The sequence below is a fragment of the Streptomyces sp. NPDC090741 genome (assembly GCF_044769045.1).
GTDB lineage: Bacteria > Actinomycetota > Actinomycetes > Streptomycetales > Streptomycetaceae > Streptomyces.
Genome location: NZ_JBIVXF010000015.1, coordinates 26619 through 53258 on the forward strand (window position 1 = coordinate 26619; position 26640 = coordinate 53258).

Annotated in this window: 26 protein-coding genes and 1 pseudogene; 15 read left to right on the forward strand and 12 right to left on the reverse strand. The window is 71.1% G+C overall.

Annotated features, from left to right (window positions below; translation table 11 throughout):
• Window positions 1–56 precede the first annotated feature (56 nt).
• Complete coding sequence (locus ACIQU4_RS32065; protein ID WP_403738182.1) at window positions 57–851, forward strand: hypothetical protein; 795 nt, start codon at window positions 57–59, stop codon at window positions 849–851.
• Window positions 852–874: 23 nt separating this feature from the next.
• Window positions 875–1330 (forward strand): SAM-dependent methyltransferase, encoded by a 456-nt coding sequence (locus ACIQU4_RS32070; protein WP_403738595.1) that lies wholly within the window; start codon window positions 875–877, stop codon window positions 1328–1330.
• Between the two features lie 73 nt (window positions 1331–1403).
• On the opposite strand, the gene ACIQU4_RS32075 is transcribed toward ACIQU4_RS32070, so the two are convergent.
• Window positions 1404–1586: a hypothetical protein gene (locus tag ACIQU4_RS32075; RefSeq protein ID WP_030158088.1), complete on the reverse strand. Its 183-nt coding sequence runs from the start codon at window positions 1584–1586 to the stop codon at window positions 1404–1406.
• 291 nt (window positions 1587–1877) lie between these two features.
• Here ACIQU4_RS32075 and ACIQU4_RS32080 point away from each other — a divergent pair, with 291 nt between their 5' ends.
• The 3 genes from ACIQU4_RS32080 to ACIQU4_RS32090 all read left to right on the forward strand — a co-directional run bounded on the left by ACIQU4_RS32080 (window position 1878) and on the right by ACIQU4_RS32090 (window position 6311).
• Window positions 1878–3203: a GAF domain-containing protein gene (locus tag ACIQU4_RS32080; RefSeq protein ID WP_403738186.1), complete on the forward strand. Its 1326-nt coding sequence runs from the start codon at window positions 1878–1880 to the stop codon at window positions 3201–3203.
• A 54-nt stretch (window positions 3204–3257) separates the two neighbouring features.
• Complete coding sequence (locus ACIQU4_RS32085) at window positions 3258–4781, forward strand: aldehyde dehydrogenase family protein (protein ID WP_403738189.1); 1524 nt, start codon at window positions 3258–3260, stop codon at window positions 4779–4781.
• 267 nt (window positions 4782–5048) lie between these two features.
• The gene (locus ACIQU4_RS32090; protein ID WP_403738191.1) at window positions 5049–6311 is read left to right on the forward strand and encodes a hypothetical protein; all 1263 of its coding nucleotides are present in this window, start codon (window positions 5049–5051) and stop codon (window positions 6309–6311) included.
• Between the two features lie 696 nt (window positions 6312–7007).
• Here ACIQU4_RS32090 and ACIQU4_RS32095 read toward each other — a convergent pair.
• Complete coding sequence (locus ACIQU4_RS32095) at window positions 7008–8126, reverse strand: fatty acid desaturase family protein (protein ID WP_403738193.1); 1119 nt, start codon at window positions 8124–8126, stop codon at window positions 7008–7010.
• Window positions 8127–8133: 7 nt separating this feature from the next.
• Window positions 8134–9189, reverse strand: a complete 1056-nt coding sequence (locus ACIQU4_RS32100; RefSeq protein ID WP_403738196.1) for a ferredoxin reductase — start codon at window positions 9187–9189, stop codon at window positions 8134–8136.
• An 87-nt stretch (window positions 9190–9276) separates the two neighbouring features.
• Between ACIQU4_RS32100 and ACIQU4_RS32105 the strand changes: the two genes are divergently transcribed.
• Window positions 9277–10416 carry a PucR family transcriptional regulator gene (locus ACIQU4_RS32105; protein WP_403738198.1) on the forward strand — a complete coding sequence of 380 codons (1140 nt, stop codon included), beginning with the start codon at window positions 9277–9279 and terminating at the stop codon, window positions 10414–10416.
• 274 nt (window positions 10417–10690) lie between these two features.
• Here the strand turns inward: ACIQU4_RS32105 and ACIQU4_RS32110 are convergent.
• The 3 genes and pseudogenes from ACIQU4_RS32110 to ACIQU4_RS32120 all read right to left on the reverse strand — a co-directional run.
• Window positions 10691–11206: pseudogene (locus tag ACIQU4_RS32110) on the reverse strand (recombinase family protein); the annotation flags it as partial.
• 347 nt (window positions 11207–11553) lie between these two features.
• Entirely contained in the window at window positions 11554–12423 is an 870-nt protein-coding gene (locus tag ACIQU4_RS32115) for a PhzF family phenazine biosynthesis protein (protein ID WP_403738201.1), read from the reverse strand.
• Between the two features lie 109 nt (window positions 12424–12532).
• The gene (locus ACIQU4_RS32120) at window positions 12533–12844 is read right to left on the reverse strand and encodes an EthD family reductase (protein ID WP_363163789.1); all 312 of its coding nucleotides are present in this window, start codon (window positions 12842–12844) and stop codon (window positions 12533–12535) included.
• Between the two features lie 167 nt (window positions 12845–13011).
• On the opposite strand from ACIQU4_RS32120, the gene ACIQU4_RS32125 reads away from it, so the two are divergent.
• On the forward strand, window positions 13012–13914 hold the full coding sequence (locus ACIQU4_RS32125) for a LysR family transcriptional regulator (RefSeq protein ID WP_018088627.1): 903 nt from the start codon (window positions 13012–13014) through the stop codon (window positions 13912–13914).
• Window positions 13915–13925: 11 nt separating this feature from the next.
• Here ACIQU4_RS32125 and ACIQU4_RS32130 read toward each other — a convergent pair whose 3' ends face one another.
• The 3 genes from ACIQU4_RS32130 to ACIQU4_RS32140 form a co-directional block, all read right to left on the reverse strand.
• Window positions 13926–14270 carry a hypothetical protein gene (locus tag ACIQU4_RS32130; protein WP_403738206.1) on the reverse strand — a complete coding sequence of 115 codons (345 nt, stop codon included), beginning with the start codon at window positions 14268–14270 and terminating at the stop codon, window positions 13926–13928.
• Window positions 14267–15643: a DUF4158 domain-containing protein gene (locus ACIQU4_RS32135; protein WP_403738209.1), complete on the reverse strand. Its 1377-nt coding sequence runs from the start codon at window positions 15641–15643 to the stop codon at window positions 14267–14269. The genes ACIQU4_RS32130 and ACIQU4_RS32135 overlap by 4 nt, the downstream gene beginning before the upstream one ends.
• Before the next feature lie 472 nt (window positions 15644–16115).
• On the reverse strand, window positions 16116–16616 hold the full coding sequence (locus ACIQU4_RS32140) for an SRPBCC family protein (protein WP_403738212.1): 501 nt from the start codon (window positions 16614–16616) through the stop codon (window positions 16116–16118).
• 142 nt (window positions 16617–16758) lie between these two features.
• Between ACIQU4_RS32140 and ACIQU4_RS32145 the strand changes: the two genes are divergently transcribed.
• The 4 genes from ACIQU4_RS32145 (at window position 16759) to ACIQU4_RS32160 (ending at window position 21412) form a co-directional block, all read left to right on the forward strand.
• Complete coding sequence (locus ACIQU4_RS32145) at window positions 16759–17658, forward strand: helix-turn-helix domain-containing protein (RefSeq protein ID WP_403738215.1); 900 nt, start codon at window positions 16759–16761, stop codon at window positions 17656–17658.
• Window positions 17659–17842: 184 nt separating this feature from the next.
• Entirely contained in the window at window positions 17843–18853 is a 1011-nt protein-coding gene (locus ACIQU4_RS32150; RefSeq protein ID WP_403738218.1) for an SMP-30/gluconolactonase/LRE family protein, read from the forward strand.
• A gap of 126 nt (window positions 18854–18979) precedes the next feature.
• Window positions 18980–19885, forward strand: a complete 906-nt coding sequence (locus ACIQU4_RS32155) for an MBL fold metallo-hydrolase (protein ID WP_403738220.1) — start codon at window positions 18980–18982, stop codon at window positions 19883–19885.
• Window positions 19886–19966: 81 nt separating this feature from the next.
• A complete protein-coding gene (locus ACIQU4_RS32160) occupies window positions 19967–21412 on the forward strand; it encodes a carboxylesterase/lipase family protein (RefSeq protein WP_403738222.1) in 1446 nt (481 codons plus the stop codon).
• Window positions 21413–21692: 280 nt separating this feature from the next.
• Here ACIQU4_RS32160 and ACIQU4_RS32165 read toward each other — a convergent pair whose 3' ends face one another.
• Window positions 21693–21980 (reverse strand): hypothetical protein, encoded by a 288-nt coding sequence (locus tag ACIQU4_RS32165; protein WP_403738224.1) that lies wholly within the window; start codon window positions 21978–21980, stop codon window positions 21693–21695.
• Window positions 21977–22312, reverse strand: a complete 336-nt coding sequence (locus ACIQU4_RS32170; RefSeq protein ID WP_403738227.1) for a TetR/AcrR family transcriptional regulator — start codon at window positions 22310–22312, stop codon at window positions 21977–21979. The genes ACIQU4_RS32165 and ACIQU4_RS32170 overlap by 4 nt, the downstream gene beginning before the upstream one ends.
• Window positions 22313–22439: 127 nt before the next feature.
• On the opposite strand from ACIQU4_RS32170, the gene ACIQU4_RS32175 reads away from it, so the two are divergent.
• The 3 genes from ACIQU4_RS32175 to ACIQU4_RS32185 are packed head-to-tail and all read left to right on the forward strand — an operon-like array spanning window position 22440 to window position 25138.
• Window positions 22440–22898, forward strand: a complete 459-nt coding sequence (locus ACIQU4_RS32175) for a cupin domain-containing protein (protein ID WP_403738230.1) — start codon at window positions 22440–22442, stop codon at window positions 22896–22898.
• A gap of 29 nt (window positions 22899–22927) precedes the next feature.
• A complete protein-coding gene (locus ACIQU4_RS32180) occupies window positions 22928–23716 on the forward strand; it encodes an alpha/beta fold hydrolase (protein ID WP_403738233.1) in 789 nt (262 codons plus the stop codon).
• A complete protein-coding gene (locus ACIQU4_RS32185; RefSeq protein WP_403738236.1) occupies window positions 23717–25138 on the forward strand; it encodes an MFS transporter in 1422 nt (473 codons plus the stop codon).
• On the opposite strand, the gene ACIQU4_RS32190 is transcribed toward ACIQU4_RS32185, so the two are convergent.
• A complete protein-coding gene (locus tag ACIQU4_RS32190) occupies window positions 25129–26130 on the reverse strand; it encodes a helix-turn-helix transcriptional regulator (RefSeq protein ID WP_403738239.1) in 1002 nt (333 codons plus the stop codon). The genes ACIQU4_RS32185 and ACIQU4_RS32190 overlap by 10 nt on opposite strands.
• 91 nt (window positions 26131–26221) lie before the next feature.
• Between ACIQU4_RS32190 and ACIQU4_RS32195 the strand changes: the two genes are divergently transcribed.
• Window positions 26222–26620: a VOC family protein gene (locus tag ACIQU4_RS32195; protein ID WP_403738242.1), complete on the forward strand. Its 399-nt coding sequence runs from the start codon at window positions 26222–26224 to the stop codon at window positions 26618–26620.
• Window positions 26621–26640: the final 20 nt, after the last annotated feature.

Here is a 26640-nt window from a genome sequence, read left to right on the forward strand (position 1 = left end):
CGCGGGGGTTACCCGCTGGTTAGGGTGCGCCGACGAGAGAGCGACCGGGAGGCCACGTGACCGACGAGGAGGGGGGCGGTTCGCTCTATGTGCTCACCGCCGTGCTGCTGACCCCCGCGCAGTTTCCGAGCATCCTGGGCGACGATTTCCCGGAGGCCTGCTCGCTGCTGGGTGTGAAGCCGGCGGCGCAGGGATACGGGCTGGTGCTCGGCCAGGACGAGGAGGGCGCGCGCTGGACGGTCGTCGTGGACGACGTCTCGCTCGTGGCCATGGCGATCGCCTCCTGGGACTGCGGCATGGAGTACGACCTGTCGCCCGACGAGCGGTCGATCGTGGTCTCGCTGGCGGGCTGGCCGCTGGCCCTGTCGGTGGCGGCGCCGGGCATCCCGGAGCCGCACGACCCGGAGCAGGGCGCCGACGGCACGGGGCGGGTGCCGCTGGCACCGCCGTCCGCCGAGGCGTGGGGGCCGGTGCAGCGGCGGATGGGCGCGGACCAGATCGCCCGGGAGTGGACGGACTGGCACGAGCGGGTCGCGACGGACGGTGGCTCGGCGGCCGCGGCGCACCCCGGGCTCGCGCGGGCGCTCCGGGAGGCCCTGGAGTACACGCGGAGCGCGCCGCCGCCCGGCCGGGTCCGGTCCTCGTTCGCGGGCGAGGGGGTCCGGACACTGCGGGTGGACGGCCCCGGGTGGTCGCTGGTGGCGCGCACCGGCGACACGGCCTTCGTACTGCTCGACGAGGAGCCGAGCGAGGTCCTCACGGTCCCCCGCGACGGGGATCCCGATCTCGGCCTGCCGAAACTGCCGGAGCTGCTCGCGGCCCTGGACCACGTCGCCGTACGCCCGGCCTGAACCGTAGGAGAGACGCTGTGCTGGTGGAATCGGACCTGGTGGCCGTGGTGGTCGGCGGCCGCGCGGAGGCGGTCGACGACGACTGGGGGCGGGAGACGGCCCTGATCCGCCTGGACGCCGGGCGGTTCGGCCCGGAGTCCCTGTACGGGCTGGCGGAGTTCTCGCACCTGGAGGTCGTCTACCACTTCGACCGGGTCCCGGTGGAGAGGATCGAGACGGGCGCGCGTCACCCCCGGGGCAACCCCGACTGGCCGCTGGTCGGCATCTTCGCCCAGCGCGGCAAGAACAGGCCGAACCGGCTGGGCGTCTCCCGGTGCCGGATCCTGAAGGTGGACGGCCTGGACGTGCACGTGGAGGGCCTCGACGCAGTGGACGGCACCCCGGTCCTGGACCTTAAGCCGTACATGGCCGAGTTCGGCCCGCATGGCGAACTGCGCCAGCCCCAGTGGGCCACGACGCTGATGCGCGGCTACTACTAGGTCGTCTCGTTCGTAGGTCGTCTCGTTCGGACGCGGGTCGGGCAAGATCCGAAAGAGACGGCCTGGCCGCGCCTCAGCGGCCCAGCTGCTTCCTGGATATACCCCGCAGGCGACGCCGCTGGGAGGAATCCAGCAGTAGGTAGGCGGCCGCCGGCACACCGATCAGGACCAGCAGTCCCGCCCAGAACCCGACCGTCCAGAACAACACGATGGCTGCCGCGACTCCGGCAACCGCGACCTTGCCGCGCTTGGACATCTGCGGACACCTCCACCTGTCGTCGTCCACTACCCCCTCAACGCACCGCCGCGACCACGCGTTCCCGACCGCCCCCTCCTGGCGAAGACGCCGTACGCCTCCCGGCCCGGGCTGCCCCGTCCGTGCCGCGTCCACGTCCGGTCCGGACCACGCGGCGGCCACCGTGCGCGACGCCGCGGCCACGCCGTGGCGGCATTTCGGGTGCCGTGTGGCCGACGCGGCGCTTGTCGGGACCCGGTACCCGCACGACGATGGGGGCGCTCCGGGTACCGCGGCACCACGGGAGGGTGAATGGACGATCCGTCGGTGGCACTGCCGGGCGGGGCCGATCCCGCCGAGCGCACGCGCGTACTGCGCCGGGCGCACAGCGCGTTCACGCAGGACGGGCGGGTCGAGGCTCCGGTCCGGGCGGTGATCGCGAATTCCTGGCGGCGGTGCGCCCGGGCCCGGGTCAGCCCGGAGTGCACGCCCCGGGTGGAGCTGGCGGAGGCGGACCTTCGGTCGTACCGGGCACAGCACCCCCTGGCCCGGGTGATGCCGGTGTTCCGGGATCTCGTGGGGGCGTTCGCGGCGCACGGGGCCCATCTGCTGGCGGTGTGCGACGCGCGGGGCAGCCTGCTCTGGGTGGAGGGCGAGTCGGCCACGCTGCGGCGGGCGGAGGGGCTCGGCTTCGTGCCGGGCGCCCGCTGGGCGGAGACGGCGATGGGCACCAATGCGCCCGGCACGGCGGTCGCCGTCGGGGAGCCGGTCCAGGTCTTCGGGGCCGAGCACTTCAGCCGCCGGGTCCACCCCTGGACGTGCGCGGCGGCCCCGGTACGCGATCCCCGGACCGGCCGGCTGCTCGGCGCGGTGGACATCACCGGCGGGGACGGCCTGGCCCATCCGCACTCCCTCGCCTTCGTTCAGGCGGTGGCCCGCGCCGCAGAGGCCCAGCTGGCGCTGCTGGACCCGGTCCCGCCGGCCGCCGGGGACACCCTCGGCGCCCTCGGCCGGGACGAGGCGCTGCTGGCCGGCGGGGGTGCCAGGGTCCGCCTGGGGAGGCGGCACAGCGAGATCATGGCGCTCCTCGCGCACCACCCGGCGGGCCTGTCGGGCGAGGAACTGGCGATCGCGCTGTACGAGGACGAGTCGGTGTCACCGGTGACCCTGCGCGCCGAAATGTCACGGCTGCGCGGGCTGTTGGGGGACCGCGCCCCGCTCTCCCGCCCGTACCGTACGGCGGCGCCGCTGGAGGCGGACTTCACCGTCGTGACCCGCCACCTGGCGGCCGGCGCCGTGTCGGCGGCCCTCCACCACTACGCGGGCCCGCTGCTCCCCGGCTCGACCGCGCCGGGCATCGTCCGGCTGCGGCGCCGGATCGAGGGCCAGGCACGGGCCGCGGTGATCGCCCGGGCGGACGCGGGGCTGCTGACCGACTGGGTGTGCACTCCGTGGGGCGCGGACGACGCGGCGGTGTGGCGGGCGCTGGCCGGAGCGCTGCCGCCGGAGGGTCGCCCGGCCGCGCTGGCCCGCGTACGGGACCTCGACGAGGAACTCGGCGCCGAACCCGCCCTCGTACGCCCGGAGCCGACTCCGCCCCCGCGGCGTGCAACGTATCCGCAACCTGCCCGCTCCTAGCCTCCTCCCGAGCGCTGTCCGACGGCGGCCGGCGCCCGGCAAGGGGAGGAACCCATGGCCCGTTACGCTGCGCCCGGTACCCAAGGCGCGCTCATGTCGTACGCGTCCCGGTACGGCCACTTCATCGGCGGCGAGTACGTCGAGCCCGCCCTCGGCGCCTACTTCGCCAACCCCTCCCCCGTCAACGGCCAGATCTTCACGGAGGTCGCGCGCGGCACGGCCGAGGACGTGGAGCGGGCGCTCGACGCGGCGCACGCGGCGGCGCCCGCCTGGGGTCGCACCTCGGTCGCCGAGCGGTCCACGATCCTGCTGCGCATCGCGGACCGGATGGAGCAGAACCTGGAGGCCCTGGCGGTCGCGGAGACCTGGGAGAACGGCAAGCCGGTCCGGGAGACCCTCGCCGCCGACATGCCGCTGGCCATCGACCAGTTCCGCTATTTCGCAGGTGCGCTGCGCGCCCAGGAGGGGGCGCTGAGCCAGCTCGACGACGACACCGTCGCCTACCACTTCCACGAACCGCTGGGCGTGGTCGGGCAGATCATTCCGTGGAACTTCCCGATCCTGATGGCGGTGTGGAAGCTGGCTCCCGCGCTGGCGGCCGGGAACACGGTGGTGCTGAAGCCGGCCGAGCAGACCCCGGCCTCGGTCCACTACTGGCTGAGCCTGGTGGCGGACCTGCTGCCGCCGGGTGTGGTGAACATCGTCAACGGCTTCGGCGAGGAGGCGGGCAAGCCGCTGGCGTCCAGCCCACGCGTGGCGAAGATCGCGTTCACCGGAGAGACGTCCACCGGGCGGCTGATCATGCAGTACGCGGCGGAGCACCTCAAGCCCGTCACCCTCGAACTCGGCGGCAAGAGCCCCAACCTCTTCTTCGACGACATCTGGACCACCGACGACGATCTGCGCGACAAGGCGCTGGAGGGGTTCACCATGTTCGCCCTGAACCAGGGCGAGGTGTGCACGAGCCCCTCGCGCGCGCTGATCGAGCGGGGCCGGTACGGGGACTTCCTCGACGCGGCCGTGGCCCGTACCGAACTGATCGTGCCGGGGCACCCGTTGGACACGGACACGATGATCGGCGCGCAGGCGTCCGAGGAACAGTTGCGGAAGGTCCTGTCGTACGTGGAGATCGGCCAGAAGGAGGGCGCGAAGATCCTGACGGGCGGCCGGCGCATCGAGCAGGACGGTGAACTCGCGGGCGGCTTCTACGTGCAGCCGACCATCTTCGAGGGAGACAACCGGATGCGGATCTTCCAGGAGGAGATCTTCGGCCCGGTGGTGTCCGTGACCTCGTTCCAGGACTTCGACGACGCCGTCCGGATCGCCAACGACACGGCGTACGGGCTGGGCGCGGGCGTCTGGACCCGCGACATCAACACCGCGTACCGCGCGGGCCGCGCGATCCAGGCGGGCCGCGTCTGGACGAACTGCTACCACGCCTACCCGGCCCACGCCGCCTTCGGCGGCTACAAGCAGTCGGGCATCGGCCGCGAGACCCACAAGATGATGCTGGAGCACTACCAGCAGACGAAGAATCTGCTGGTGTCCTACTCCCCGAAGAAGCTGGGCTTCTTCTAGAGCTCCAAGTCGAGCTCCCGGAAGGGAAATTACCCTCCTGAAGTCAGCTCCGGAGCGTCACCCACCGACACTGAGCCATAACGCTAAGTGCGGAACGGAGCCGCTCAGTCGCGCCTTCCGGACCAGTCACGGACCAGACTCCCGCCCGGAGTGAGGCAGGCGACCACCCTCTGACACGAGTGGTGGCACGACGTAGCGGGACGGCTCGACTCTGCAGCGTGCGCCGTGGGCGTGGGCACGCCCTTCGTGCCCCACCGCTTTCATGACATGGTCCGCACGACCATCGCGACGGCGGCCGTGCGCCTGGCCTGGTACGTCAACTCACCCCAGAGTGGAGGGGACCAGGTTCCCCTGGGACCGACCCGGGACATCCTCATCACCTGCCACGCCTCGGCAACGGGCAAGGGCAAGCTCCACGGAAGCCCCGAGCGCCGCACGCTACGGTCTGCCGCCTCCGTGAACCAGATCGACGCTCCATTCGGCGAAGCCGTCGAACGGCTCTGTGCGAACTGCCGGTGGCCTCTGTCCACGGACAGCCCGATCCTGCCGCTCGGCGCAGCGGTGAGCGAGGTGGACGCTCTCGCCATCTGGCTCGACAGGGAGCCCAGGGACGAGGAGGACATCGAGGCCGGGCGTGACGCCGCCATCGCCCTCTCCACCGGCGATTACCCGCCCCACGCCGATGACGCCCGCGACGCGGAAGAGGAAGTCGACGAGGCCGGGCGCGACGAGGAACGGGAACGCTACGACCGCGCCCGCAACTTCCGCTCCGGACGCCACTCGCACTGGCGCCGACTGCACTCCTACCTGACAAGGAGCAACGAAGCAGTAGCCGAGTACCCGTTCCTCGCCCCGTGGGCCGACGGGCTGCAGAGTCGCCTCACCGCCGTCCTCGACGCAGAGCGTCGGGCCTTCGCGGCCCTCGTACAGCCGGCCCGCCTACTGGAGGCGGCGGCCGTACGCGTCCTGCCCACGCCGCAGTTCTCCGGCGATCCCAGATTCGCCGGGTTGGGAGCGGAAGCGGAGAAGACCTTCCGGAGAGCGTGGTACGAGTGGAGTCGCCGAGCCACCTGGTCCTGGCAGCGCCTGGAAGATCAGGACTTCTCGGTGTACACCGTCGTCAGCGACGCCTTCGGGCGCCGCCGCAAGGGGAAGCCCGAAGCCCACGCCGCGTTCCGCCAGCTCACCGCCGACTGGATCCGCCAGGCACGCGAAGAAGCCGACCGCCCCGCCAGCGCCCCGTGGCAGCTGATGGCCGTCAAGGCACCCGCCCTCCCCCGAACCCTCCACAGCGAGCCGGAACGCGACCCCCTCACCCTGTGGGAGGCATCAGCCATCGCCACCTACCAGGTGGCGATGAACCGAAAGGCGGGCACCACCGCCTTGCTCGTTCCCCACCTCGTCGCCGAACAACTGCTTGCATGCGCCTCCCCCGATATGCCGGTCCAGCGCCTTGCTCCCGACGGCAGCGCGCTCCCCGCAGAGGTGCTGCTCGGGCAGTGGGACCACGAGGGCCTCAGCCCCTCTTGACCAGCCTCGCCGTCAGCTCGCCGGCAACACGGCGCGGTCAGGTCTCGGGCGGGCCGGCCGGGCCTCGGGGAGTCGACGCTCCGACGGTGATGAGGCCAAGTCAGCCCTCCGCAAGAGAGTGGTCCCCCAAGGGCCGTTCGCGGGCCCCTCGACCGTAGTGTGACCGTATTCGTCCATGTCGTAGCGGCCGTGGGGCTGGTCGATCTCCAAGGACAATCCGTCCCGGTGTGTGGAAGCGGATGGGGCCAAGACCGTCCATGTGCAACCACATGTGCAGGAAAGAGGGCTCGGCCTTCTGGTAGTGGTGCCATGACGTCGTCACCCTCAGCAGGCGCCTGCCGACCAGGTCCTCAGCGTTCAACGACTCGGCACTGGTTTCCAGGAGGCACCGTGCCGAGTCCGCACAGCGCATGGCGGTCTTCTCGTCGAGCCCGAAGTGGTCGCGCAGGTCCCTTACCACCGCCAGCGCCGACAACCCGTGCCTCCCTGCCTCGACCGGACCGCAAATCGGTCGCACGAGCTGAGAGCGCTTCAGAAATCCCGAAGTTGCGTCACAGCCGAACGGAGTACCCGAAGGGGGAAGAAGCCCCTGGCCACAGCCTCGGTCACTCAGCGGGCCTTAGGAGAACTCGCGGGATGTCGCACAAACCGGCGGTGCCGTCGGTACGGCCGAATGGTCTGAACCAGTACCGGGAATCAGGCCGCGGCGAGCTCCCGCTCGCGGTCCGGCGTCGTGACCTTGGGCTTCTTGTTCGGCAGCGAGAGCCGGAAGACCTTGTGCCACGCGGAGTACACCTGCTTGGGCAGCGGCCCGGTGACGTACTTCAGCTCGTACTTCTCGAACAAGGCGCGCACCTTCACCGCGACCTCGGCGTACCGGTTGCTCGGCAGGTCCGGGAACAGGTGGTGCTCGATCTGGTGCGACAGGTTGCCGGTCATGAAGTGCATGGCCTTGCTGCCGCTGATGTTCGCCGAGCCCATCATCTGGCGCAGGTACCACTGGCCGCGCGTCTCGCCCTTGATCGACCGGCGCTCGAATACCTGCACGCCCTCGGGGAAGTGCCCGCACATGATCACCGAATGGGACCAGATGTTGCGGACCAGGCTCGCGGTGAACGTGGCGGCGAGCGTGGTGAGGAACGACGGGCCCGAAAGGAGCGGGTGGATCACGTAGTCCTTGAGCACCTGCTTGCGGATCTTGCGACCCACGGCCCTGGCCCGCGCGCGGAACTCCGGGTTCTTGCGGCGGCGCCTGTGCAGGTTCCTGCCGAGTTCCAGGTCGTAGGCGGCGATGCCGTACTCGAAGAAGCAGGCGTTGATGAAGTTCCACAGCGGCTGACCGAGGTGGAACGGGTGCCACTTCTGGTCCTCGTCGACGCGCATGATGCCGTAGCCGAGGTCGTTGTCCTTGCCGATCACGTTGGTGTACGTGTGGTGCAGCTCGTTGTGCGAATGCTTCCACTGCTCGGCCGGCGAGACGTGATCCCAGTCCCAGGTGGTGGAGTGGATCTTCGGGTCCCGCATCCAGTCCCACTGACCGTGCAGGACGTTGTGGCCGATCTCCATGTTCTCCATGATCTTCGCCACGGACAGACCGGCGGTGCCGATCAGCCACGCGGGCGGGAAGATCGAGAACAGCAGGACGCCCCTGCTGACCAGCTCGAGTCTGCGCTGTGCCGAGATGACCTTGCGGATGTAGGCGGCGTCCTTCTCGCCGCGGCTGGCGATCACCTCGTCGCGGATCGCGTCCAGCTCGCGGCCGAGCTCCTCGATCTGCTCCGCGGTCAGGTGGGCGGTGGGGTCGATGGCGGTCAAGGTGCTCCTACCGTTCGATGTCGCAGGGGCCCGCCGCGGCGGACACGCAGGTCTGGATGAGGACGCCCGGCTCGGCTTCGGTGATCTCGCCGGTGCGCAGGTCGCGGACGGCGCCCGACCTGAGCGGCGTGACGCAGCCGAAGCAGATGCCCATGCGGCACCCGGACGGCATGAGTACGCCGGCCTCCTCGCCGACGTCCAGCAACGGCGTGGCGCCGTCCGCGTCGACGGTCTTGCCGGTGGTGCTGAACGTGACCTCGCCACCGTCGCCGCCGACGACGATGCTGGGGCGGAAGCGTTCGGTGTGCAGGCGCTCTGGGACGCCGTGCTCGGTCCAGTGGTCCTCGGCGGCGTCGAGCAGGCCCGCGGGCCCGCACGCCCAGGTCTCGCGCTCGGCCCAGTCGGGGACGAGTTCGCCGAGACGGGCGATGTCGAGCATGCCGTCCGTGTCGGTGTGCAGCTCGGTGAGACGCAGCTTCTTGTCCGCGACCAGGTCGTGCAGGTCGTTGCGGAAGATCACGTCGTGCGGCTGCGGTGCGGAGTGGACCATGACGACGTCGTCGAACTCGATGTCGCGCAGCATGCCCATCACCGGCGTGATGCCGCTGCCGGCCGTCAGGTAGAGCACCTTGGCGGGCTTGGCCTCCGGCAGCACGAAGTCACCGGTCGCCTGGTCGAGCTGGATCAGCGTGCCCGGTTCCGCCCTGCGGACCAGGTGGTTGCTGACCTTGCCGTCCGGGATCGCCTTCACGGTGATCGTGATCCGGCCGTCCCCGCGGTTTGTCGGCGAGGTGACCGAGTAGGCACGCCACAGGCGCACCCCGTCGACGTCGACCCCGATCCGCACGTACTGACCGGCTGTGTGGCCGCGCCAGCCCCGTCCCGGCCTGATCACGATGGTCGCGGCGTCACCGGTCTCGGGGTGCACGGCCTCGATGCGCCCCCGCAGGTCGCCGCCCGCACGCAGCGGGCTGACCAGGTCGAGGTAGTCCGACGGCAGCAGCGGCGTCGTGACCATCTCCAGCAGTTTCCACGCCCTACTGCGGAGGGCTGCACTCGTCATGACCCCAGCTTGATGTACTTCAGAGGGTAAAGTCCTGTCCGCAGGACGTGAATCTGATCGGTTGAATTGTTCGCAGGGAACAAAAACGTGAGCCATGCAGTCCGGAGGGCCAGCGAACTGGTCCTGGATGAGACGACGGTCACCGCGCTTCGGGCCGCGCTGAGGACCACCGCCGACGAGGTCGTCCAGGCGATCATCGACGAGGTCCCGCCCTACGCCAACGCCCTTTCGGGCCGCATGGGCGCCACCATCCGCCGAGCCGTCCGCACCGCCCTGGGCCTCTACCTTGACCTCGCGAGCGGGAACGCCACGGGCGGCGACGCCGGCGACGCGGCCTACGAGCTGGGCCGCGGCGAGGTCCGCGACGGCCGTTCGATGGACGCCCTGCTCAGCGCCTACCGGGTCGGCGCCCGCGTGGCCTGGCGAGGCCTGGCCGCACGTGCCGTACCCGCAGGTCTGCCCGCCGCCCAGGTCGCCAAGTTCGCCGAGCTGACCTTCGCCTACATCGACGAGCTCTCCGCCGCGAGCGCCGCGGGCCACGCCGACGAACTGGCCGCGCGGGGCCGGGCCCACGAGCGCCACCTGGAACAACTGGCCCGCGACCTCCTATCCGGCGCGAGCCCGGACGTGCTCCTTGCCGCTGCTGGGCGGGCCGGGTGGCAGCCGCCGGTTTCGCTGACCGCAGTCCTGCTGCCCGCCGCCCAGGCCCGGCCGGCCTACCGCGCGCTCGACCCGGGCACCCTTGTCCTCGACGATCTGCCGGACGCCTCCGGCGTGCTGCTCGTCCCCGATGCCGACCGAGCACGTCTCCTGAGGCAGCTGCCCGACCGCACCGCCGTGGTCGGCCCGGCCCGGCCGTGGACGCGTGCGTCCGCCTCGTACGCACGAGCCGTACGCGCGCGCTCCCTCTCCTCCGACATCCGCGACACCGAGGACCACCTGCCCGAGCTGGTACTGAGCGCCGACGCGGACGCGTTCGCTGACCTGCGTGCCCGAGCCCTCGCACCGTTGCGGACCTTGCGGGCCGCGACCGCGCGGCGGCTCGAGGAGACGTTGCGGGCGTGGCTGCTGCACCAGGGCAGGCGGGACGAGGTGGCGGCGGCGTTGTTCGTCCATCCCCAAACCGTCCGGTACCGGGTGTCGCAGCTGCGGGAGCTGTTTCCGGATCTCGAGTCGCCGCACCGGGTTCTCGAACTGACGCTGGCGGTCGGTCTCCGGGTGGGCTGACGTGTTCTTCGACCGTCCACGACCGCGTCCTCGAACGGTCCAGGAATCGTGCCTCGCCCTCGGTACCGTATGAGTCGGCTAAGACTGAGAGTTGCGGAGCACCCGCACGCTTCTACGCGGCCGGATGGCTCTGTGATGGCCACCGACCATAGGAGGGTTGGCGGTACAGCGGCGGACCAACCCGAGGTGCGGCGCTCGGCTGACGGCCAGTCCAGGCCCCGAAGTCCTAGCCCAGACACCAGGGAACAAGTAACCCGCCGGTAGCTTTGGCGGCTCAGGCATTCGCGGCCGTGGCGACTTGTTCATCATGTTCGCGCAGCATGCGCAGCATGCGCAGGACGGTGGCGGGCGAGGGGTGCTGACCCTTCTTCGCGCCCTTGGAGATGACGAGCCGGGCCGCGATGTCGCGCAGGCTCAACTCCTCGTCACGTAGGCGCAGGGCGGTGAACAGCATGTCGTCGTCGGTGACGCCCGCGCCGCCAATGGTCTTGCCGCGCTTGCGGGCGGACTCGTGGCCTTCGAGGGTGCGGTCCCGGATGTACTCGCGTTCCATGCCGGACATCGCAGCGAGCACGGTGAAGACGATCCCGGAGGGGTCGTGTGAGCCCTTGAGCTCCCCAGTGAGGAACTCCAGGCCGACATCGCTCGCCATCAGCTCCTCGGCGAGCATGGCCAGTTCGATGCCGCGGCCGAGCCGCTTGTGCTCGTGCACGACGAGCGTGACGGCAACGCCGGACGCCCGGATCTCCCCGGCGAGTTTCACGGCGGCGTCCAGCTCGGGGCGCATGGTGGCGCGGGTGGAGCGTGTTCGCCGCCATCGCCAAGTTCCGACGTCAGCAGATCGTCAAAGGCACCCGCGAAGGCCTCGACGCCGCCCGCGCCCGAGGCCGCGTCGGCGGCCGTCCTCGCGCCCTGACCTCCGAACAGATCACCGACGCCCTCATCCCCTCATCCTGCTCGGCGCCGGACAAACCCGAACCGCCGTCGCCGCCAAGCTGCGCGTCTCCCGATGGACACTCAGCCGCGCCCTCGACACCGCGTCCCGCTGACGCCCGCCACCGGGTGCCAACGCTTAACCGCAGCGGACAGCCCCAGCCCCATGCGCGGGTCGCAGAAGAGGACGGTCCAGTCGTCGCCTCAGTGTCCGTCGCGGACCACCGCCAACCCGCCGACCCGGGTCGTGATGCCCGCCGGCCCGCGTCGGGCCGAAGCGAGCACGCTGGCCGGTCGACCGAGGGTGTCGCCCTGCTCCACCTCGATCGCGACCGTCTGCGCCCCTGTCGTGTCGAGCAGGTGGGCGGCCAGGCAGCCGGTGCTGTTGGCGTTGGCGACGTCCTCGTCGACACCGATCGCCGGCGCGAACATCCGCGCCGCACCCGGTCGGTCGCCCACCGGCGGTACGTACACGAAACAGCCGAGGAGCCCGTACCGCTGGCACGCCGCTGTCAGCTTGCCGAGGTGTGGGTGGACTCGGAGCAGCGCCGACCGGTCGTGGACCGGTACCAGCATGCGTGGTGCGCCGGGCGCGGCGATCCGTGGCACGTCGGTCGGATGCGGGTCGTCCGCGGTGAGCCCGAGCGCGGCGACGATCGCGGCGCGCTCGTCCGGTGCCGGGTGACGCAGCGCGACGAGGCCCTGGTCGAACCACACCTCGATGCCGGCGGGGCGGCGGATCGCGACGGTGTCGAACGTGCGCCCGCCGGTGTGTTGGCGGTCGTTCAGCTCGCCCAGCGCGGTGCGGGTCAACCGGACGGCCTGCGCGGCAACGGTGCCGTGGCCGCAGCCGGACAGTTCGGCGGTGGCGGTGAAGAACCGGACCGGCCAGCCACCGTCCGGCGTCCGCCCCGGGCCGAGGAACGCCGCGTGCGAGGTGCCGGCCGCAGCAGCGACCGCAAGCCGGTCCGCGTCCGTCGCCGCCGGGTCGTCGTCGGTGACGGCCGTGGGGCTACCGCCCCGGCCGTCGCGCCGCACGCACGCATCAACCACCGTGACATCCGGCCAGGACATCGGCCCACCTTTGACGCTCAACGAACCGGCAACCGCGAACGGCGTCCGCCGATAGCCGGACCTGGCCGCAACGGCCGACCGAACGCATCCCGGAGCGTACCGTCCTGCCTCAGCCGGTGCCGTCCTGCACCGGATAGTGGATGACGACCGCACCGCCGGTGGCGTAGTTGGCGACATCGGCGGCCACCCGCTGGCCTTGCGGCGACGCCCGCGCCGCGGCCATGGCGGCGGCGTCAGCGAAGTCGCCTTCGAAGACCGCGAAATACGGCGCTTCTCCCTTGGTCGCCGCCACGTCGAAGCTGTAGCGCCACGCAAGCAGGCCGGGCCAATTCATGACCAGTGGAAGGTGGTTGGTCACGTAGTAGTCGCGGAAGTGGTCAGGGTCGGCGGGCTTGGAATACAGGACCACCAACTTATGCATGACGACCTCCGTCCAGATCAGAGTCGGCGGGCTGCGTGAGTGCGATGTCCAGGACCGCGGTCAGTTGAATCGTCATATGCGCAGGTTAGGGCTTGACGTGGGGTCGGGGGAAAGATCAATACGGGATAGACTCAGAACGGATCGTTATCAATCGGCAGGGAGGCCACATGGCACCGGATACGGTCAGCCTGCGGTACTTCCTGGTACTGGCGCAGGAGTTGAACTTCACCCGCGCGGCCGCACGGATCGGTATCGCACAGCCCGCACTCAGCGCCCGGATGCGCCGATTGGAGGCGGAACTCGGTACGGCCCTGCTGGTCCGCAACACGCGTAGCGTCGTATTGACCACGGCCGGTGCGGCTTTGGCGGAATCAGCGCCGCCCGCGCTGGCGGCGCTGGACCGGGCATGGGACACCGCCCGGAGCGCGGCGGCCGGTGAACTGGGCACGCTGCGCATCGGATACAGCCTCAGCGCCGGGGCCGAGACGGCACCGGCCCTGGTGGACAGGCTGATTCGCGGCAACAGCGGACTCGAGGTCGGCGCGGTCCCGATGGCGACACCGGAGATCTCCCCCGCGGTCGCCGACGGCCGCATCGATGCCGGGATCACCCGCGGTGAACAGCCGGGCCGTGGCGTGCGCCGGTTCCTGCTGCGGCGTGCGCGCATCGGGGTCCAGCTGGCGCAGCACCATCCGCTGGCCGAACACCCGGAGATCGAGATCGCCGACGCGGCCGCGTATCCGCTGCGACTCCCGGACCGTGCGGCCAACCCCGTGATCCACGATCAGCTGTCCGCACTGTTCCGAGACACCCGACCACACCCCCGATTCCACACGCCCGCAGTCTCTTTCGACATGTCTCAGCGCGACCTGCGCGACGGGGTCACCCTCGCCCCGGCCGGAGAAGCCGCGGTCACGGCACAACCGGCCGGTCTCACCTGGCGACCGCTGCGGGGCGCGCCCAGCCTGACGATCCACCTGGTCCTCCCACGCGAGCAGTCGCCACTACACCGCCGCATCCGTGCCGTCGCCAAAACCCTGGCGCACGAGCTGCACTGGCTGCCGGACTGACGCGCAAGAGGTCAAGCGAGACGGACGTCTGCGGTGGCGAGGCCGAAGACCTTGCGCCGGACGGCCGTGGTGACGGCGAACTCGTGTTCGGTCGGCGCGAACCGGGCCACCGCGTCGACCTCGCGCACCACGGTCGCCGGATTGTGCGGGCGCCCGGTGTTCCGCAGGACCTCGCGGGTGTCGTTGTACATCGTGATGAGCACGCCTCCGGCGACCGTCAGCTGGTCCTCCTCCAGGTCCGCGAGGTGCTCGACGATCGCGGTGCGGTCGCGTGCGACGTAGGCGCGCGTCAGGTCGAGGGCGCGCCACGCGGCCTCGTTCATCCGGGGGTCGGTGCGGTCGGCGAAGTCCTTCATCGTGGCTCCGTGGTCGATTCGAGCGGAGGGGGTAGTGCGGGGGTGGGGGGCACGGCAGTGGGCAACCCCAGGTCGAGGCGCTTGTCCCTGCGCACCACGCCGTCCATCGGCGGCTCGTCCTCGGCGGTGTCGTAGAAGCGGGTCTTGCCGTCGACATCGGCGTACTTCTTCAGCAGCTTCATGGCGTCCATCACCGGCTGGTAGGCGGTGTTGTTGCACTTGAAGCCCAGCGTGTTCAGCAGCGGCGGCAGCATCTGCCGGTAGTACGAGCTGTAGGAGGAGCGCAGCGTGGTGCGGACCTTCGCCTTGAAGACCTTCTCGTTCGCCTTCGCCTCGGCTACCAGGTCCTTGACCGTCTTCTCCTCGACCACCGGATACAGCGCCCGCCGTACGACCTCGTCCGGCTCTCCGACCGCGGCCTCCGCCAGCTTGAAGAGGATCCCCTCCTTGCCCCGGACCTTCCTCAGCTCCGCCGTGAGCTGCTTCTCCACCCGCCGCTCAGCACGAGCGTTGATCTTGTGGACCAGAGCGATCAGCAGGTCGACCAGGGCATCGGTGATCTCCGCCTGCCTCGACGAACACAGCGCCGCGAGCAACGTGACCCGCGCGTCCTCCGCCGTGTCGCGGAAGCCCGAGGGATACATCTTGATCGCCCGCGCCCTCCACGCGGCCACCAGCTTCTCCGAGCAGTCCGCGAACAACCGCTTCGGAAGCCCGAGTTCCCGCACCGACGTGAGCTTGACGATCTCCATCAACAGGGCGTCCAGACCGACAGCTCCCGGGTCGCGCTTGAGCGCGGCCAGCAGCGCGGTGCCCTCATCGTTCCCCTCGGCCACCAGCGCCAACAGCCGGGCCCTGCCCACCGCGCCCAGACGCTCAATGGTCCGGGCACAGAACGCCCGCTCCCACCTGCCCCGCGCCGCGACCAGGACCTTCTCAATACGGGTCGGGCCCGGCGGCTCGATCTTCCGCGTACGGCACTCCACCAGCAGGGCCTCGCGCTGCCGGTCCTCCACCAGTTCGACCGGGCATACCTCCGCGGCCAGCCACGCAGTCAGCGACTCCTCGTCGACGAGCGTCGGCGGCCGAAACCCCAGGGCCTCGCGGATCTGCTTGCGGTGCCGCTTCGCGCCCGCCAGGTCGTACTTCGCCAGCTCCGCCGCCGGCACCTTCACCAGACCCGAGACGTACTCCACCGCGGGCTGGGGGAACTCCTCGATGAACTCCGGGAACCGCGCCTCGATCTCGAAGAACTTCAACATCAGGCAGAAGCCGAGCCTGGTCGGCCCGGACTTGTTGGCCACGAGCTTCCAGTCGCCGTCCACCAGGGTCCAGCTCGCCAGCAGCTCTTCCGGCGACCACTCCTGCCGCACACCCGCCCCTTGTCGTCGGCCTCCCGGGCATTCACCCGGATGGCCCAACGAGGCGTCCCACCACCGGGAAACGGGCCCCAGAACCTACCGACGGGTTACTTGCTCCCTGGTGTCTAGGCTAGGACTCCGGGGCCGTCCAGTGCCGATCACTCCCAGAACGTCCCGCCTCTCCCCCCTCCCCGCCCGGGCCAAGAGCCGGACCATTTCCGGACCAGCTCTCGGCCCACGCAAATAAGGCGCCTGCCCTGGGCTTTTGCCCGGCAGGCGCCTTATCTGATCACTGGAGCGGTCCGTTCACGCCAGCGCCGGACGCGAAGCCCTGCGGCCTCTGACGGCCTCAGGGCGGCGCAGCCGACGGCAGCCAGAAACGCACGCAGCGTATGCCCGTACTCGGATCGCTCACCCACCCACCGAATGAGTGCGCCACGCTGCTCAGCAGAGGTCATCGCCGACGAGGCCACACCCGGAAAGCTCACTCTTCGGCGATCCATTGGGCGAGGGAGATCAGGGTGGCTTCGACGCTGTTCGTCATGTAGTCGCGGAGTGTGTCGAGATCGCCGCGGGTGGTGCCCAGCACCGGGTCGAGGCGGAGGAGTTGCCAGGACTGCTCGACGACGGTTCCGCGTCCCTGGGGGCGGAAGGTCCAGCTCCACCGCACGATGCCGTCCTCGGCGCCGCCGACCACGAAGGTGAAGGCGTTGCCGGGGTCGGCTCGTACGACCTGGGAGCGGGTGGTCCATTGCCTGTCGTCCTTCCGATTGCGGCCGCTGAACCAGGCGCCGACCCGAGGGCCGGCGCCCTGGTCGAACGTAACGTCGGTCGCGTTGGGGCTCCAGCGGCCGATCGCGGACACGTCGCTGACCAGGTCATAGACCCGGGCGGGTGCGGCATCGACCCATGCGCGTCGGGTGAAGGCGAAGGCCGTTGCGTCCAGAGCCTCGAAGCCGTCGTGTTCGCTGGTGGTGGCGCTCAAGGCGTCCTCCTGGGTGCGTGCGGGATGGTGCCGGGTCGGCGACACCCACGTCATCACCAGTCCTGCCGTGGAGCCAGACCCGCTGGTGCCTATCCACAGCTGGGGCAGGCTGTGCGTTTCGAGTCGGCCCATACTCGGATCCATGACCGGAAAATCGCAGCTCGGGGACTTCCTTCAGGCGCGGCGCTCCCAGCTGCGTCCGGAGGACGTCGGGGTGCCCACCTATGGGGAGCGTCGGCGTGTGCCGGGTCTTCGGCGCGAGGAGTTGGCGCTGCTGGCGGGGGTGAGCGCCTCCTACTACACCCGGCTGGAACAGGGGCACTCGCTGAGCGCGTCGTCCGAGGTGCTGGACGCGATCGCCGGGGCTCTGCGGCTGGACGAGTCCGAACGGCGGTACCTGCACGACCTGGTCCGGGCGGACAGGCATCGCACGCGGGGCCGGCGGCCCGCGCCGGAGCGTGTGACGGAGGCGACGGCTCAGTTGCTGGACGTGCTGGCGGACGTTCCCGCGATCGTGCTCGGCCGGCGCAGTGACGTGCTGGCGTGGAACCGCCTGGGTCACGCGCTGTTCGCCGGGCACCTGGACCGTGCCGCCCCGGACCTGTCGGGGCAGCGTCCCAACATGGCCAGACTGGTGTTCCTCGACTGTCATACCCGCGACCTGTACGCGGACTGGCCGAGCAAGGCCAGGGCAGTGGTGGGGAACCTGCGCCTGGTGGCGGCCCAGTACCCGCAGGACACCGCGCTGCACGCACTGCTGGGTGAACTGAGCGCCAAGAGTCCGGAGTTCTCCTCGATGTGGACCGACCACCGGGTCAAGGCGTGCACCGTCGCCACCTATGAGATGCGGCACCCGCTGGTCGGCCCGCTGGCCGTCGTTCAGCAGACCCTGAGCCACGGGCCGGGCCCCCACACGGTGGTTGCCACCACGGAGGCGGGCTCGCCCTCGCGGGCCGCGCTGGCCCTGCTCGCCCGGGCCGCAACCCAGGACACCGGCGCGCCCGACCCGGCGCGGAGGGGGCCCCGGGCCGCCACTGCCTGACCTCGCACCACGTCACCGGGCGCTCCGCCGACAGCGGCGGGCACCCGTCCCCACCCGGTACGGCCGACGACCGGCCACCGCCCGGGAGCGGTCCCGGGGCCGCACGGCCCCCGAACTGGCCCGTCCCACCCAACCCGTGCGTCGGCGTATCGCTGCCGCATGCCCGAAAACCAGTGGAGGAACCATGTTCAAGAAGCTCTCCAGGTCTGCTGTGCCGGCAGCCGTCCTTGTCGCGGCGGCGGCTGCCGCAGCGCTCGCTCCGGCGTCGGCGTCGGCGTCGGCGTCGGCATCGGCATCGGCATCGGCATCGGCATCGGCCGAGTCCGCCCCCCTGAGCAGCGCGCGGATCGCCGCGCATTTCGACCTGTCCAAGGGGCAGACGCCGGAGAACCTCGCCCCGGCATCGGGCGGCGCCGTGTACGTCACCTTCGCCAAAGCCCGCCAGATCGCCAAGGTCTCCCCCAACGGCACCACCCGGATCCTCGCCACCCTGCCCGAGCCCGCCGACGGCGGTATCCACACACCGGCCCTGGGCTTCCCGCTGACCACCGGCATCGTCCGGGCCCACGACGGCACCCTGTACTTCCTGTACGCCACCGGCACCCCCGACCTGACCGGCGTGTGGCGGCTTCGTCCCAACGGCCAACCGCAGCGGATCGCCGCACTGCCCGCGGACGGCCTGCCCAACGGCCTGGCCCTGGACCCGCTCACCCGCACCCTCTACGTCACAGACTCCGTGCTGGGCACCATCTGGAGCGTGCCCACCACCGGCGGTACCCCCACCGCCTGGTCCACCGCACCCGAACTGGCCTCCACCGGCTTCCTCGGCGCCAACGGCCTGAAGATCCACAACGGTGCGGTCTGGGCCACCAACCTCGACCAGGGCACCGTACTGCGCATCCCCGTCCTCCCGGACGGTCGCGCCGGCCGTGTCCGGACCGCGGCCACCGGCCTGCCGGGCATCGACGACTTCGCCTTCACCGGCCGCGGCGACCAGCTGCTCGCCGCCCTCAACGGCCCCGGCCAGGTCGCGCTCGTTCAGCCCAGCGGCAGCCACTCCATCGTGCTGACCCAGGCCGACGGCCTGCGGAACCCCACGTCCATCGCCCTGCGCGGCAACACCGTCCACGTGACGAGCGCCGCCTATATCACCGCCCAGGACCCCAATCTGCTCCGCGTCCACCTGAACCGCTGAGCGTCGCGGGCACCCGTTCCGGCGAGGTACACCGGCTCATCCCGGACGGCCGCGTCCGTGGCTACGGGTCGCCCCGTCACGCCGCCCCGAGCACTCCAAGCCCCGCGCACCGAACGGAGACGCACCATGCAGGACACCCACGAGATCACCCTGGGCGATGTCACCATCACCCGGATCGAGGAGATGCACGGGCCGATCATGCCCACGGACCAGTTCTTCCCGGACCTGCCCGAGCAGGCGTGGAAGGACCAGCGTGCCGTGCTCGTGCCCGACCACCTGGGCCCCGACGACGCGATGGTCCATGTCGCGATGCAGACCTGGCTGCTGCGCAGCGAGGGCAGGACCATCCTGGTCGACACCGGCGTCGGCAACGACAAGACCCGCCCGGCCGTCGCCGCGTGGGACCACCTGCGGCTGGACTACCTCGGCAACCTCGCGCGCGCCGGTGTGCGGCCAGAAGACGTCGACCTGGTGGTCAACACCCACCTGCACGTCGACCACGTCGGCTGGAACACCCGCCTGATCGACGGCGACTGGGTACCCACGTTCCCGAACGCCACCTACCTGATGCCCAAGGCCGACTTCGAGTTCTGGAACCCGGCGAACAACCCGGACATCACCGGCGGCGTCAACGAGAACGTCTTCGAGGACAGCGTCGCCCCCGTGCACGCCGCGGGCCAGGTGCGGCTGTGGGAGGAAGGCCACACCATCGACGGCAGCCTGCGTCTGGAGGCAGCCCCCGGCCACACGCCCGGATCCAGCGTCGTCACGCTGACCTCCGGCAGCGACCGGGCCCTGTTCGCCGGCGACCTGATGCACACCCCCCTGCAGGTCACGCACCCCGACCACAACAGCTGCTTCTGCCAGGACCCGGCCCAGGCCCGCACCACCCGCCGCAGGCTGCTCGGCTGGGCCGCTGACACGGGCGCCCTTGTCCTCCCCGCCCACTTCAGCGGCCACAGCGCCCTGGAGATCGAGCACGAGGGCAGCGGATTCGTGATCAAGAAGTGGGCGCCGATCACCCGGTACTGACCCCGATTCCACCCCGCCGCCGCTCCGGCCACGCCGGAGCGGCGGCACCCACACGAGCGACCAGCAGCCAGGAGACCAGAGATGGCACCCGCCGATCCCACCACCGTCACCACCACCTCAGGCCCTGTCCGCGGTCGCCGCCTCGGGCACGGGACCGTCTTCTTCGATGTGCCCTACTGCGCACCGCCCGTCGGCCGCGGGCGTTTCGCCGCGCCGAGCCCGCACCAACGGTGGACAGGGATCCGTGACACAACGCGGCCCGGACCGACCGCGCCCCAGCCCGCCCGGGACTCCTTCGGCACCCTCGACATGTCGCCCTACTTCGGCCCGGGCTGGCAGCGCGGCGACGACTACCTCACCGTCAACATCTGGGCCCCGCGGCCGGATGGACCGGCCCGGCCGGTGATGGTGTTCGTGCACGGCGGAGGGTTCGTCGCGGGCTCCGGCCGTGCACCGCTCTACGACGGCACGGCCTTCGCCCGCGACGGCGTCGTGCTGATCACCGTCAACTACCGCCTGGGCATCCCCGGCTTCCTGCACCTGCCCGGCGCCCCGGACAACCGCGGCATGCTCGACGTCCTGGCCGCCCTGCACTGGATCCAGGAGAACGCCGCCGGCTTCGGCGGCGACCCCGGCAACGTCACCCTCTTCGGCCAGTCCGCCGGAGCCATCATCGTCGGCGGCGTCCTCGCCGACCCGGCCGCGGCAGGCCTGGTCCGACGGGTCCTCATCCAGAGCGGCAGCGGCACCGGAGCCTTCACCCCCGACCAGGCCGGCATCGTCACCGCGGCGGTCGGGCGCCGGCTGGGCCTCGAACCCACCGCCAAGGCCCTGGCCGACATACCCGACGAGCACCTCGTCGCCGTCACGGCCGGCCTGACCGGCCTGGACCTGCGCACCCCCACCCACCACGACCCGCTCGGCGGGATCACCTCCTTCAGCCTGGTCGGCGAGCACCAGCCGGCCACTGCGGTCGCCGCCGGCCAGGGAAGCGAGATCGACCTGCTGATCGGCGCCAATCGCGACGAGGGCGCCCTCTACCTGGCCCCGTTGGGACTTCTCGCGAGCACCACCGATGCCGATGTCCGGGACACCGCGGCAATGTTCCACCCCGACCCCGACGAAGCCGTCCGTGCCTACCGAACACAACACCCGTGCGCCTCAGCCGCCGACCTGCGCACCGCCATCCTCGGCGACGGGCTGTTCACGGACGGCACCCGGCAGATGGCCGCCGCACACTCGAGCACCGGGGCCGGCCGGACGTATTGCTACGAATTCGTCTGGCGCTCCGACGCGATCGAGGGACAACTGGGCGCCAGCCATGTCATGGAGTTGCCGTTCGTCTTCGACCGCCTGTCGCTGCCATCGCTGCGCGGCCCACGAGGGCTCCTCGGCAACGCCGAACCGCCCGACTCACTCGCCAACCGTATCCACCGATCGTGGATACGGTTCGCCGAGACCGGCACTCCCGGCTGGCCCGTCCACGAACCCGCCGGGGGCCACATCCAGCACATCGGCGTCACCTGACCGCCAACCACGGGAAACGGCGCCGCGCACTGCGCGCCGGCGGCCGGGAGACGGTGCTCGCGATGACGCCCGAACAGGCCGACGGGACCTGACCACTCCCGCGCCCACTGGCCGAGGTCCCGCAGCCGCTGGCGGTTCGGCACGAGCCGCCGAGGTCCTCACCTGCGGGAACCAAGGTGATTCTGCGTTCGACAAAGGGTTGCGCAGCGCCGGAATCGGTGCCTCCGTGTTCCGGGATGGCTACGCGTAGTCGCCCGGCATGCCCGGACGAGCGCGGCCGTCAGCGCCGGACGGCGGCCCGGAGTACGGCGGCCTCGGTGAGCGTGCTCGCGGTGCGTACGACGCTGGCCACGGCTTCGTCGGGGGCGAGGCCGCACAGGTCCATGAGGCAGAAGAGGGCCTCCGCGCTCACGGTCACGGCGAGGTCCCGCTCAAGCTGCGCGAACGCTTCCGGCTCCGTCTCCCCCAGCGTGTCCCGCAGCGGGATCAGCGCATGGTCGATCAGGCCGAAGCGGATGCCGGGGCGCGCGGCGGCCGTCCCGGGCCGGGTGACGGTGGCCGCGATCACGGCGCGTACCGCCCCCTGGCGGACGAGGACGCCGCGGAGCATGAACTCGCAGGCGAAGGCCACCCGTTCGCGGGGTCGGTGGAGCGGGCGACCGGCCGCAGCGCGTCGGCGGGCGCGGGCCAGGCTCCGGCCAGGGACTCACCGATGAGCGAGGGGAGGTCGGGGAAGTACCGGTAGGCGGTGGCCTCGGAGACCAGAGCCGCGCGGGCGATCGCGGGCATGGTCACCTCCGCGCCGGTAGCGATGAGCGCGCGGGCGGCCTCGACGATCGCGGTGCGCGTGCGCTGCTTCTGATTGCCGCGGCCCGCCCCGGTCCCTGTCGTCATCACCATGTCCCCGTTTCTCCGTGTATAGGCGCGTACCGACACTACCAGCGCCCTCTCGTTATGAGAGTTCACTTGCATGATGCCGGTCCACCCTCCTACTCTCGTGAGAGCAAACTCTCACGAAGGAGCGGCTATGACTCAGGTTTCCGTGGTCGGCCCGGACGGCGGCGAGACGATCCGCCTGGGGCGGACCCAGATGCGCATCCTGGAGGACGGGACCACCACCGGCCACCGGCTCGGCATCGGCGAGATCACCCTCGCCCCGCACACCGAAGGACCCCCGCAGCACCGGCACGCCCAACACGACGAGGGCTTCTACGTCGTCTCCGGCACCGTGCACTTCACCATCGGGGAGACGGTCCACGTCGCCCCGCCCGGCACGCTCGCAATGATCCCGCCCGGCGCCCCGCACACCTTCGCCAACCTCGGCGACGAACCGGCCGTGATGATCAACACCTTCACGCCCGACCTCTACGTGCAGTACTTCCGCGATCTGCGCGACATGATCGCCGGCTCCGGGGAGCTGACCCCGCAGGCGACCGTCGAGGCGATGAGCCGCTACGCCACCGTCCCCGCAACCGACTTCGCATAACACCCCCCGTACCGTCCAGGAGGAATCCCATGACCAGCACCGTCCACACCCTCGCCCACCCGTCCGGCACTCTCGACCTCACCGTCGACGACCAGGGCCAGGGGCACACCTATCTGCTGCTCCACGGTGGCGGCGGCCCCCAGACCGTCGCCCCGTTCGCGCGGCTCCTCGCGGAGCAGCGCGACGCCAGGGTCGTCACCCCGGTCCACCCCGGCTTCGGCGGCACCCAGCGCCCCGACTGGCTGACCGACGTCACCACCCTGGCCGAGAGCTACGCCCTGCTGCTGGACGAGCTCGACCTCTCAGGGGTCACCGTCGTCGGCAACTCCATCGGCGGCTGGATCGCCGCCGAACTGGCCCTGGTCGGCAGTGACCGGATCAGCGCCGTCGTCCTCGTCAACGCGGCCGGCATCCACGTCCCCGGCCACCCGATCGCCGACACCTTCTCCCTCACACCCTCCGAACTCTCGAAGCTCGCCTTCCACGACCCCGCCCCGTTCGCCATCGATCCCGCCACCCTCCCGGAGGCCGCTCGCGCCGTCATGGCCGCCAACCGCTCGGCCCTGGAGGTCTACTCGGGCCCGCACGTGATGGCCGACCCGACGCTGCGCGGACGGCTGGCCGCCGTCGCGGTGCCGGCCCTCGTCGTGTGGGGCGCCGGCGACCAGGTCGTCGACGCCGACTACGGCCGCGCCTACGCCGCGGCCTTCCCCGACGCCGAATTCCGCCTCCTCCCCAACACCGGACACATGCCCCAGATCGAGACCCCCGGCCAACTCCTGTCCGTGCTGGCGGACTTCGCCGAGGCCGGGCACTGAGTGGGGAGCACCCGCGCCCCCGAGCCGGGCCGCAGCCGGCAGTTGTCCGTGCTGGCGATCTGCTGCCTGAGCGTGCTGTTGGTCAGCCTCGACACCACCATCCTCAACGTCGCCCTTCCCGCGATCGGGCAGGACCTGAACTCCTCGGCGACCGGCCTCCAATGGACCCTGGACGCGTACACCATCGTCCTGGCCGCCCTGCTGACGTCGGCCGGTTCCACCGCCGACCGCCTCGGGCGCAAGCGCGTCTTCCGGCTCGGGCTGATCCTGTTCACCGTCGGGTCGACGCTGTGCAGCCTCGCACCGACGACGGGCTGGCTCGTGGCCTTCCGCACGGTGCAGGCGGCGGGCGGATCCATGCTCACCCCGGTCGCCATGGCCATCCTCACCCACGCCTTCCCCGATCCACGCCAGCGAGCACGCGCGATCGGCGCCTGGGGTGCGGTGGTCGGGTTGAGCATGGCTGCCGGACCGGTCCTCGGTGGCCTCCTCGTACAGTCGGCGGGGTGGCGGTCGGTGTTCTGGGTGAACGTGCCGATCGGCCTGGCCGCGCTCCTGCTCACCACGCTCCACATCCCCGAGTCCCGGGCACCACACCCCCGTCGGCCGGACCCGGTGGGACAGATCCTGGTGACCGTCGTGCTCGGTACGCTGACGTACGCCCTCATCGAGGGGCCCGGCGCGGGCTGGACCTCGCCCCCGGTCGTGGCCGGTCTGATCGCCGCGGCGGGCGCGCTGGCCTGGCTCGTACCGTACGAGAGCCGGCGCGACGAGCCGCTGATCGACCCGGGGCTGTTCCGCAGCGGGCCCTTCAGCGGAGCCACGGCGACGGCGGTCTTCGCGTTCGCCGCGCTCAGCGGCTTCCTGTTCGCCAACACCGTCCATCTGCAAGGCGATCTCGGGCTGAGTCCCCTGGACGCCGGGCTGCGGCTGCTGCCGATGGCGGCGCTGTCGCTGCTGTGCCCACCGCTGTCCGGGCAAATCGTCGGCAGCCGCGGCCCGCGCGTTCCGCTGCTGATCGCGGGGGCGGGTATGGCCTCCAGCGGCGCACTGGCCGCGCTGCTCACCCGCTCGGCCCACCCCTCTCCGCTCCTGCTGTCACTGTCGTACGCACTGTTCGGGCTGGGCTTCGGCTTCGTCAACGCGCCCGTCACGAACACGGCGGTATCCGGCCTGCCCAGCGCCCAGGCCGGGGTGGCCGCCTCGATCGCCGCGACCAGCCGGCAGGTCGGCGCGGCCCTCGGCATCGCGGTGATCGGAGCCGCCGCAGCCTCCGGGGCGCGGTCGGCGGCCTGGTGGGCCATCACCGGATGCGGACTGGCCGTCCTGGCCCTGGCCGCTCTCACCTCCGGCAGCCGGCCCGCAGGCACCACTCGACGCACCGCGGACGGTACGGGGACCTTGCTGATCCGTCATTCCTGAGGCGGTCTGCGCCGGGCGGAATCCGTGAGCCTGTCGGCGAGCGCCTCGACGAGGGCGCGGAGCTCATCCGGCCGTTCGATGACGAACGGCCGGTCCAGCGACGCGAGCACGGCGGGCAGCCAGTCGAGCCGTTCCACGCGCAGCTCGACGCGGGACCAGGGCGTGGCGTCCGGATCCGCCCCGCTCGCGGACGGTGGTTCCTCCACGATCGCGATGCCGGCGGGAAGCCGGGTGCGGATCTGCTCGGCTGTCGCCCGGACTCGCAGAGTCACCTCGTGGCGGTGCGGAGCGGTGGCGAGCCCTGCCAGGACGTGCTCCGCCGGGTCGAGTCCTGCGGGCGGCTCGAACGCGCCGGGCAGGGTCCTCGCGCCGGCGATGCGATCCAGCCGGAACATCCGGTCCTCACCGATCGCGGGATCCGCACCCGTGACGTACCACCTGCCCGCGTGGGCGACGAGCCCGTACGGGTGCAGCGTGCGCTCGCTGCGCCGGCCGTCGGCGGCGGTGTACCGGATCGAGACCGGCCGGTGATGGCACACCGCGTCGGCGATCGTGAGCAGGACCCCGGTCTCCGGGGCGGCCGACTCGTCGGGCGGAGCCGTGAAGGCGAGAGTGCCGAGCACGGCGTCGAGTCTGCGGCCGAGCCGCTCGGGCAGCACCCGCCGGACCTTGGCCGCCGCCGTCTCGCTCGCCGAGCCGGTGGCCGTCATCAAACCGGCTCGCCGGCCCGCCACCAGGCCGAGCAGCACGGCGAGCGCCTCGTCATCGCTCAGCATCAGCGGAGGCATGCGGTATCCGGAGGTGAGCCGGTAGCCGCCGTAGCGGCCGCGCACGGACTCGACGGGCACGTCGAGGTCGATGAGGTGGTTGACGTACCGCCGCACCGTGCGCTCGTCGACGTCGAGCCGATCTGCCAGTTCGGCCACCGTCCGGATACCTCCCGACTGCAGGAGTTCCAGCAGGGCGAGGACGCGAGCGATCGGTCGGGACATGCCCGGAAGTCTCCCGCAGATACCGGGCGAGTTCTGTCCGGTATCAGTCGTACCGTGCGATCAGAAGCATCGATCTTCCAGGAGAGAACCCATGGACTTCGTCTCGATCCGCATCATCACGGGCGACACCGCCCGCCTCGTCGACTTTTACGAGCGCGCCACCGGAGTGCGGGCGAGCTGGTCCAACGAGGACTTCGCCGAGCTCAGGACCGCCTCGGCCACCCTCGCGATCGGCAGCACCCGTACCGTGCCCCTGTTCGCGCCCGGCTCCGCCCGCCCGGCCGACAACCGCAGCGTCATCATCGAGTTCCTTGTCGACGACGTGGACAGCGTCCACCGGAACCTGAGCGGCATCGTGGAGGACTTCGTCAACGAGCCCACCACGATGCCCTGGGGCAACCGCGCGCTCCTGTTCCGTGACCCCGACGGCAACCTCGTGAACTTCTTCACCCCCGTCACTCCAGCCGCCATGGAAAAGTTCGCTCGCTGACGGGAGCACCGTGCCGGTCG

Excerpts from the sequence above, each read along its gene's own strand:
- ACIQU4_RS32080 (WP_403738186.1), top strand. The coding sequence starts at position 1,878 with ATGGACGATCCGTCGGTGGCACTGCCGGGCGGGGCCGATCCCGCCGAG.
- ACIQU4_RS32190 (WP_403738239.1), bottom strand. The coding sequence starts at position 26,130 with ATGTCCCGACCGATCGCTCGCGTCCTCGCCCTGCTGGAACTCCTGCAG.
- ACIQU4_RS32130 (WP_403738206.1), bottom strand. The coding sequence starts at position 14,270 with ATGAAGGACTTCGCCGACCGCACCGACCCCCGGATGAACGAGGCCGCG.
- ACIQU4_RS32195 (WP_403738242.1), top strand. The coding sequence starts at position 26,222 with ATGGACTTCGTCTCGATCCGCATCATCACGGGCGACACCGCCCGCCTC.
- ACIQU4_RS32150 (WP_403738218.1), top strand. The coding sequence starts at position 17,843 with ATGTTCAAGAAGCTCTCCAGGTCTGCTGTGCCGGCAGCCGTCCTTGTC.
- ACIQU4_RS32155 (WP_403738220.1), top strand. The coding sequence starts at position 18,980 with ATGCAGGACACCCACGAGATCACCCTGGGCGATGTCACCATCACCCGG.
- ACIQU4_RS32120 (WP_363163789.1), bottom strand. The coding sequence starts at position 12,844 with ATGCATAAGTTGGTGGTCCTGTATTCCAAGCCCGCCGACCCTGACCAC.
- ACIQU4_RS32085 (WP_403738189.1), top strand. The coding sequence starts at position 3,258 with ATGGCCCGTTACGCTGCGCCCGGTACCCAAGGCGCGCTCATGTCGTAC.
- ACIQU4_RS32160 (WP_403738222.1), top strand. The coding sequence starts at position 19,967 with ATGGCACCCGCCGATCCCACCACCGTCACCACCACCTCAGGCCCTGTC.
- ACIQU4_RS32180 (WP_403738233.1), top strand. The coding sequence starts at position 22,928 with ATGACCAGCACCGTCCACACCCTCGCCCACCCGTCCGGCACTCTCGAC.
- ACIQU4_RS32115 (WP_403738201.1), bottom strand. The coding sequence starts at position 12,423 with ATGTCCTGGCCGGATGTCACGGTGGTTGATGCGTGCGTGCGGCGCGAC.
- ACIQU4_RS32145 (WP_403738215.1), top strand. The coding sequence starts at position 16,759 with ATGACCGGAAAATCGCAGCTCGGGGACTTCCTTCAGGCGCGGCGCTCC.
- ACIQU4_RS32100 (WP_403738196.1), bottom strand. The coding sequence starts at position 9,189 with ATGACGAGTGCAGCCCTCCGCAGTAGGGCGTGGAAACTGCTGGAGATG.
- ACIQU4_RS32170 (WP_403738227.1), bottom strand. The coding sequence starts at position 22,312 with ATGGTGATGACGACAGGGACCGGGGCGGGCCGCGGCAATCAGAAGCAG.
- ACIQU4_RS32175 (WP_403738230.1), top strand. The coding sequence starts at position 22,440 with ATGACTCAGGTTTCCGTGGTCGGCCCGGACGGCGGCGAGACGATCCGC.
- ACIQU4_RS32125 (WP_018088627.1), top strand. The coding sequence starts at position 13,012 with ATGGCACCGGATACGGTCAGCCTGCGGTACTTCCTGGTACTGGCGCAG.
- ACIQU4_RS32075 (WP_030158088.1), bottom strand. The coding sequence starts at position 1,586 with ATGTCCAAGCGCGGCAAGGTCGCGGTTGCCGGAGTCGCGGCAGCCATC.
- ACIQU4_RS32090 (WP_403738191.1), top strand. The coding sequence starts at position 5,049 with ATGGTCCGCACGACCATCGCGACGGCGGCCGTGCGCCTGGCCTGGTAC.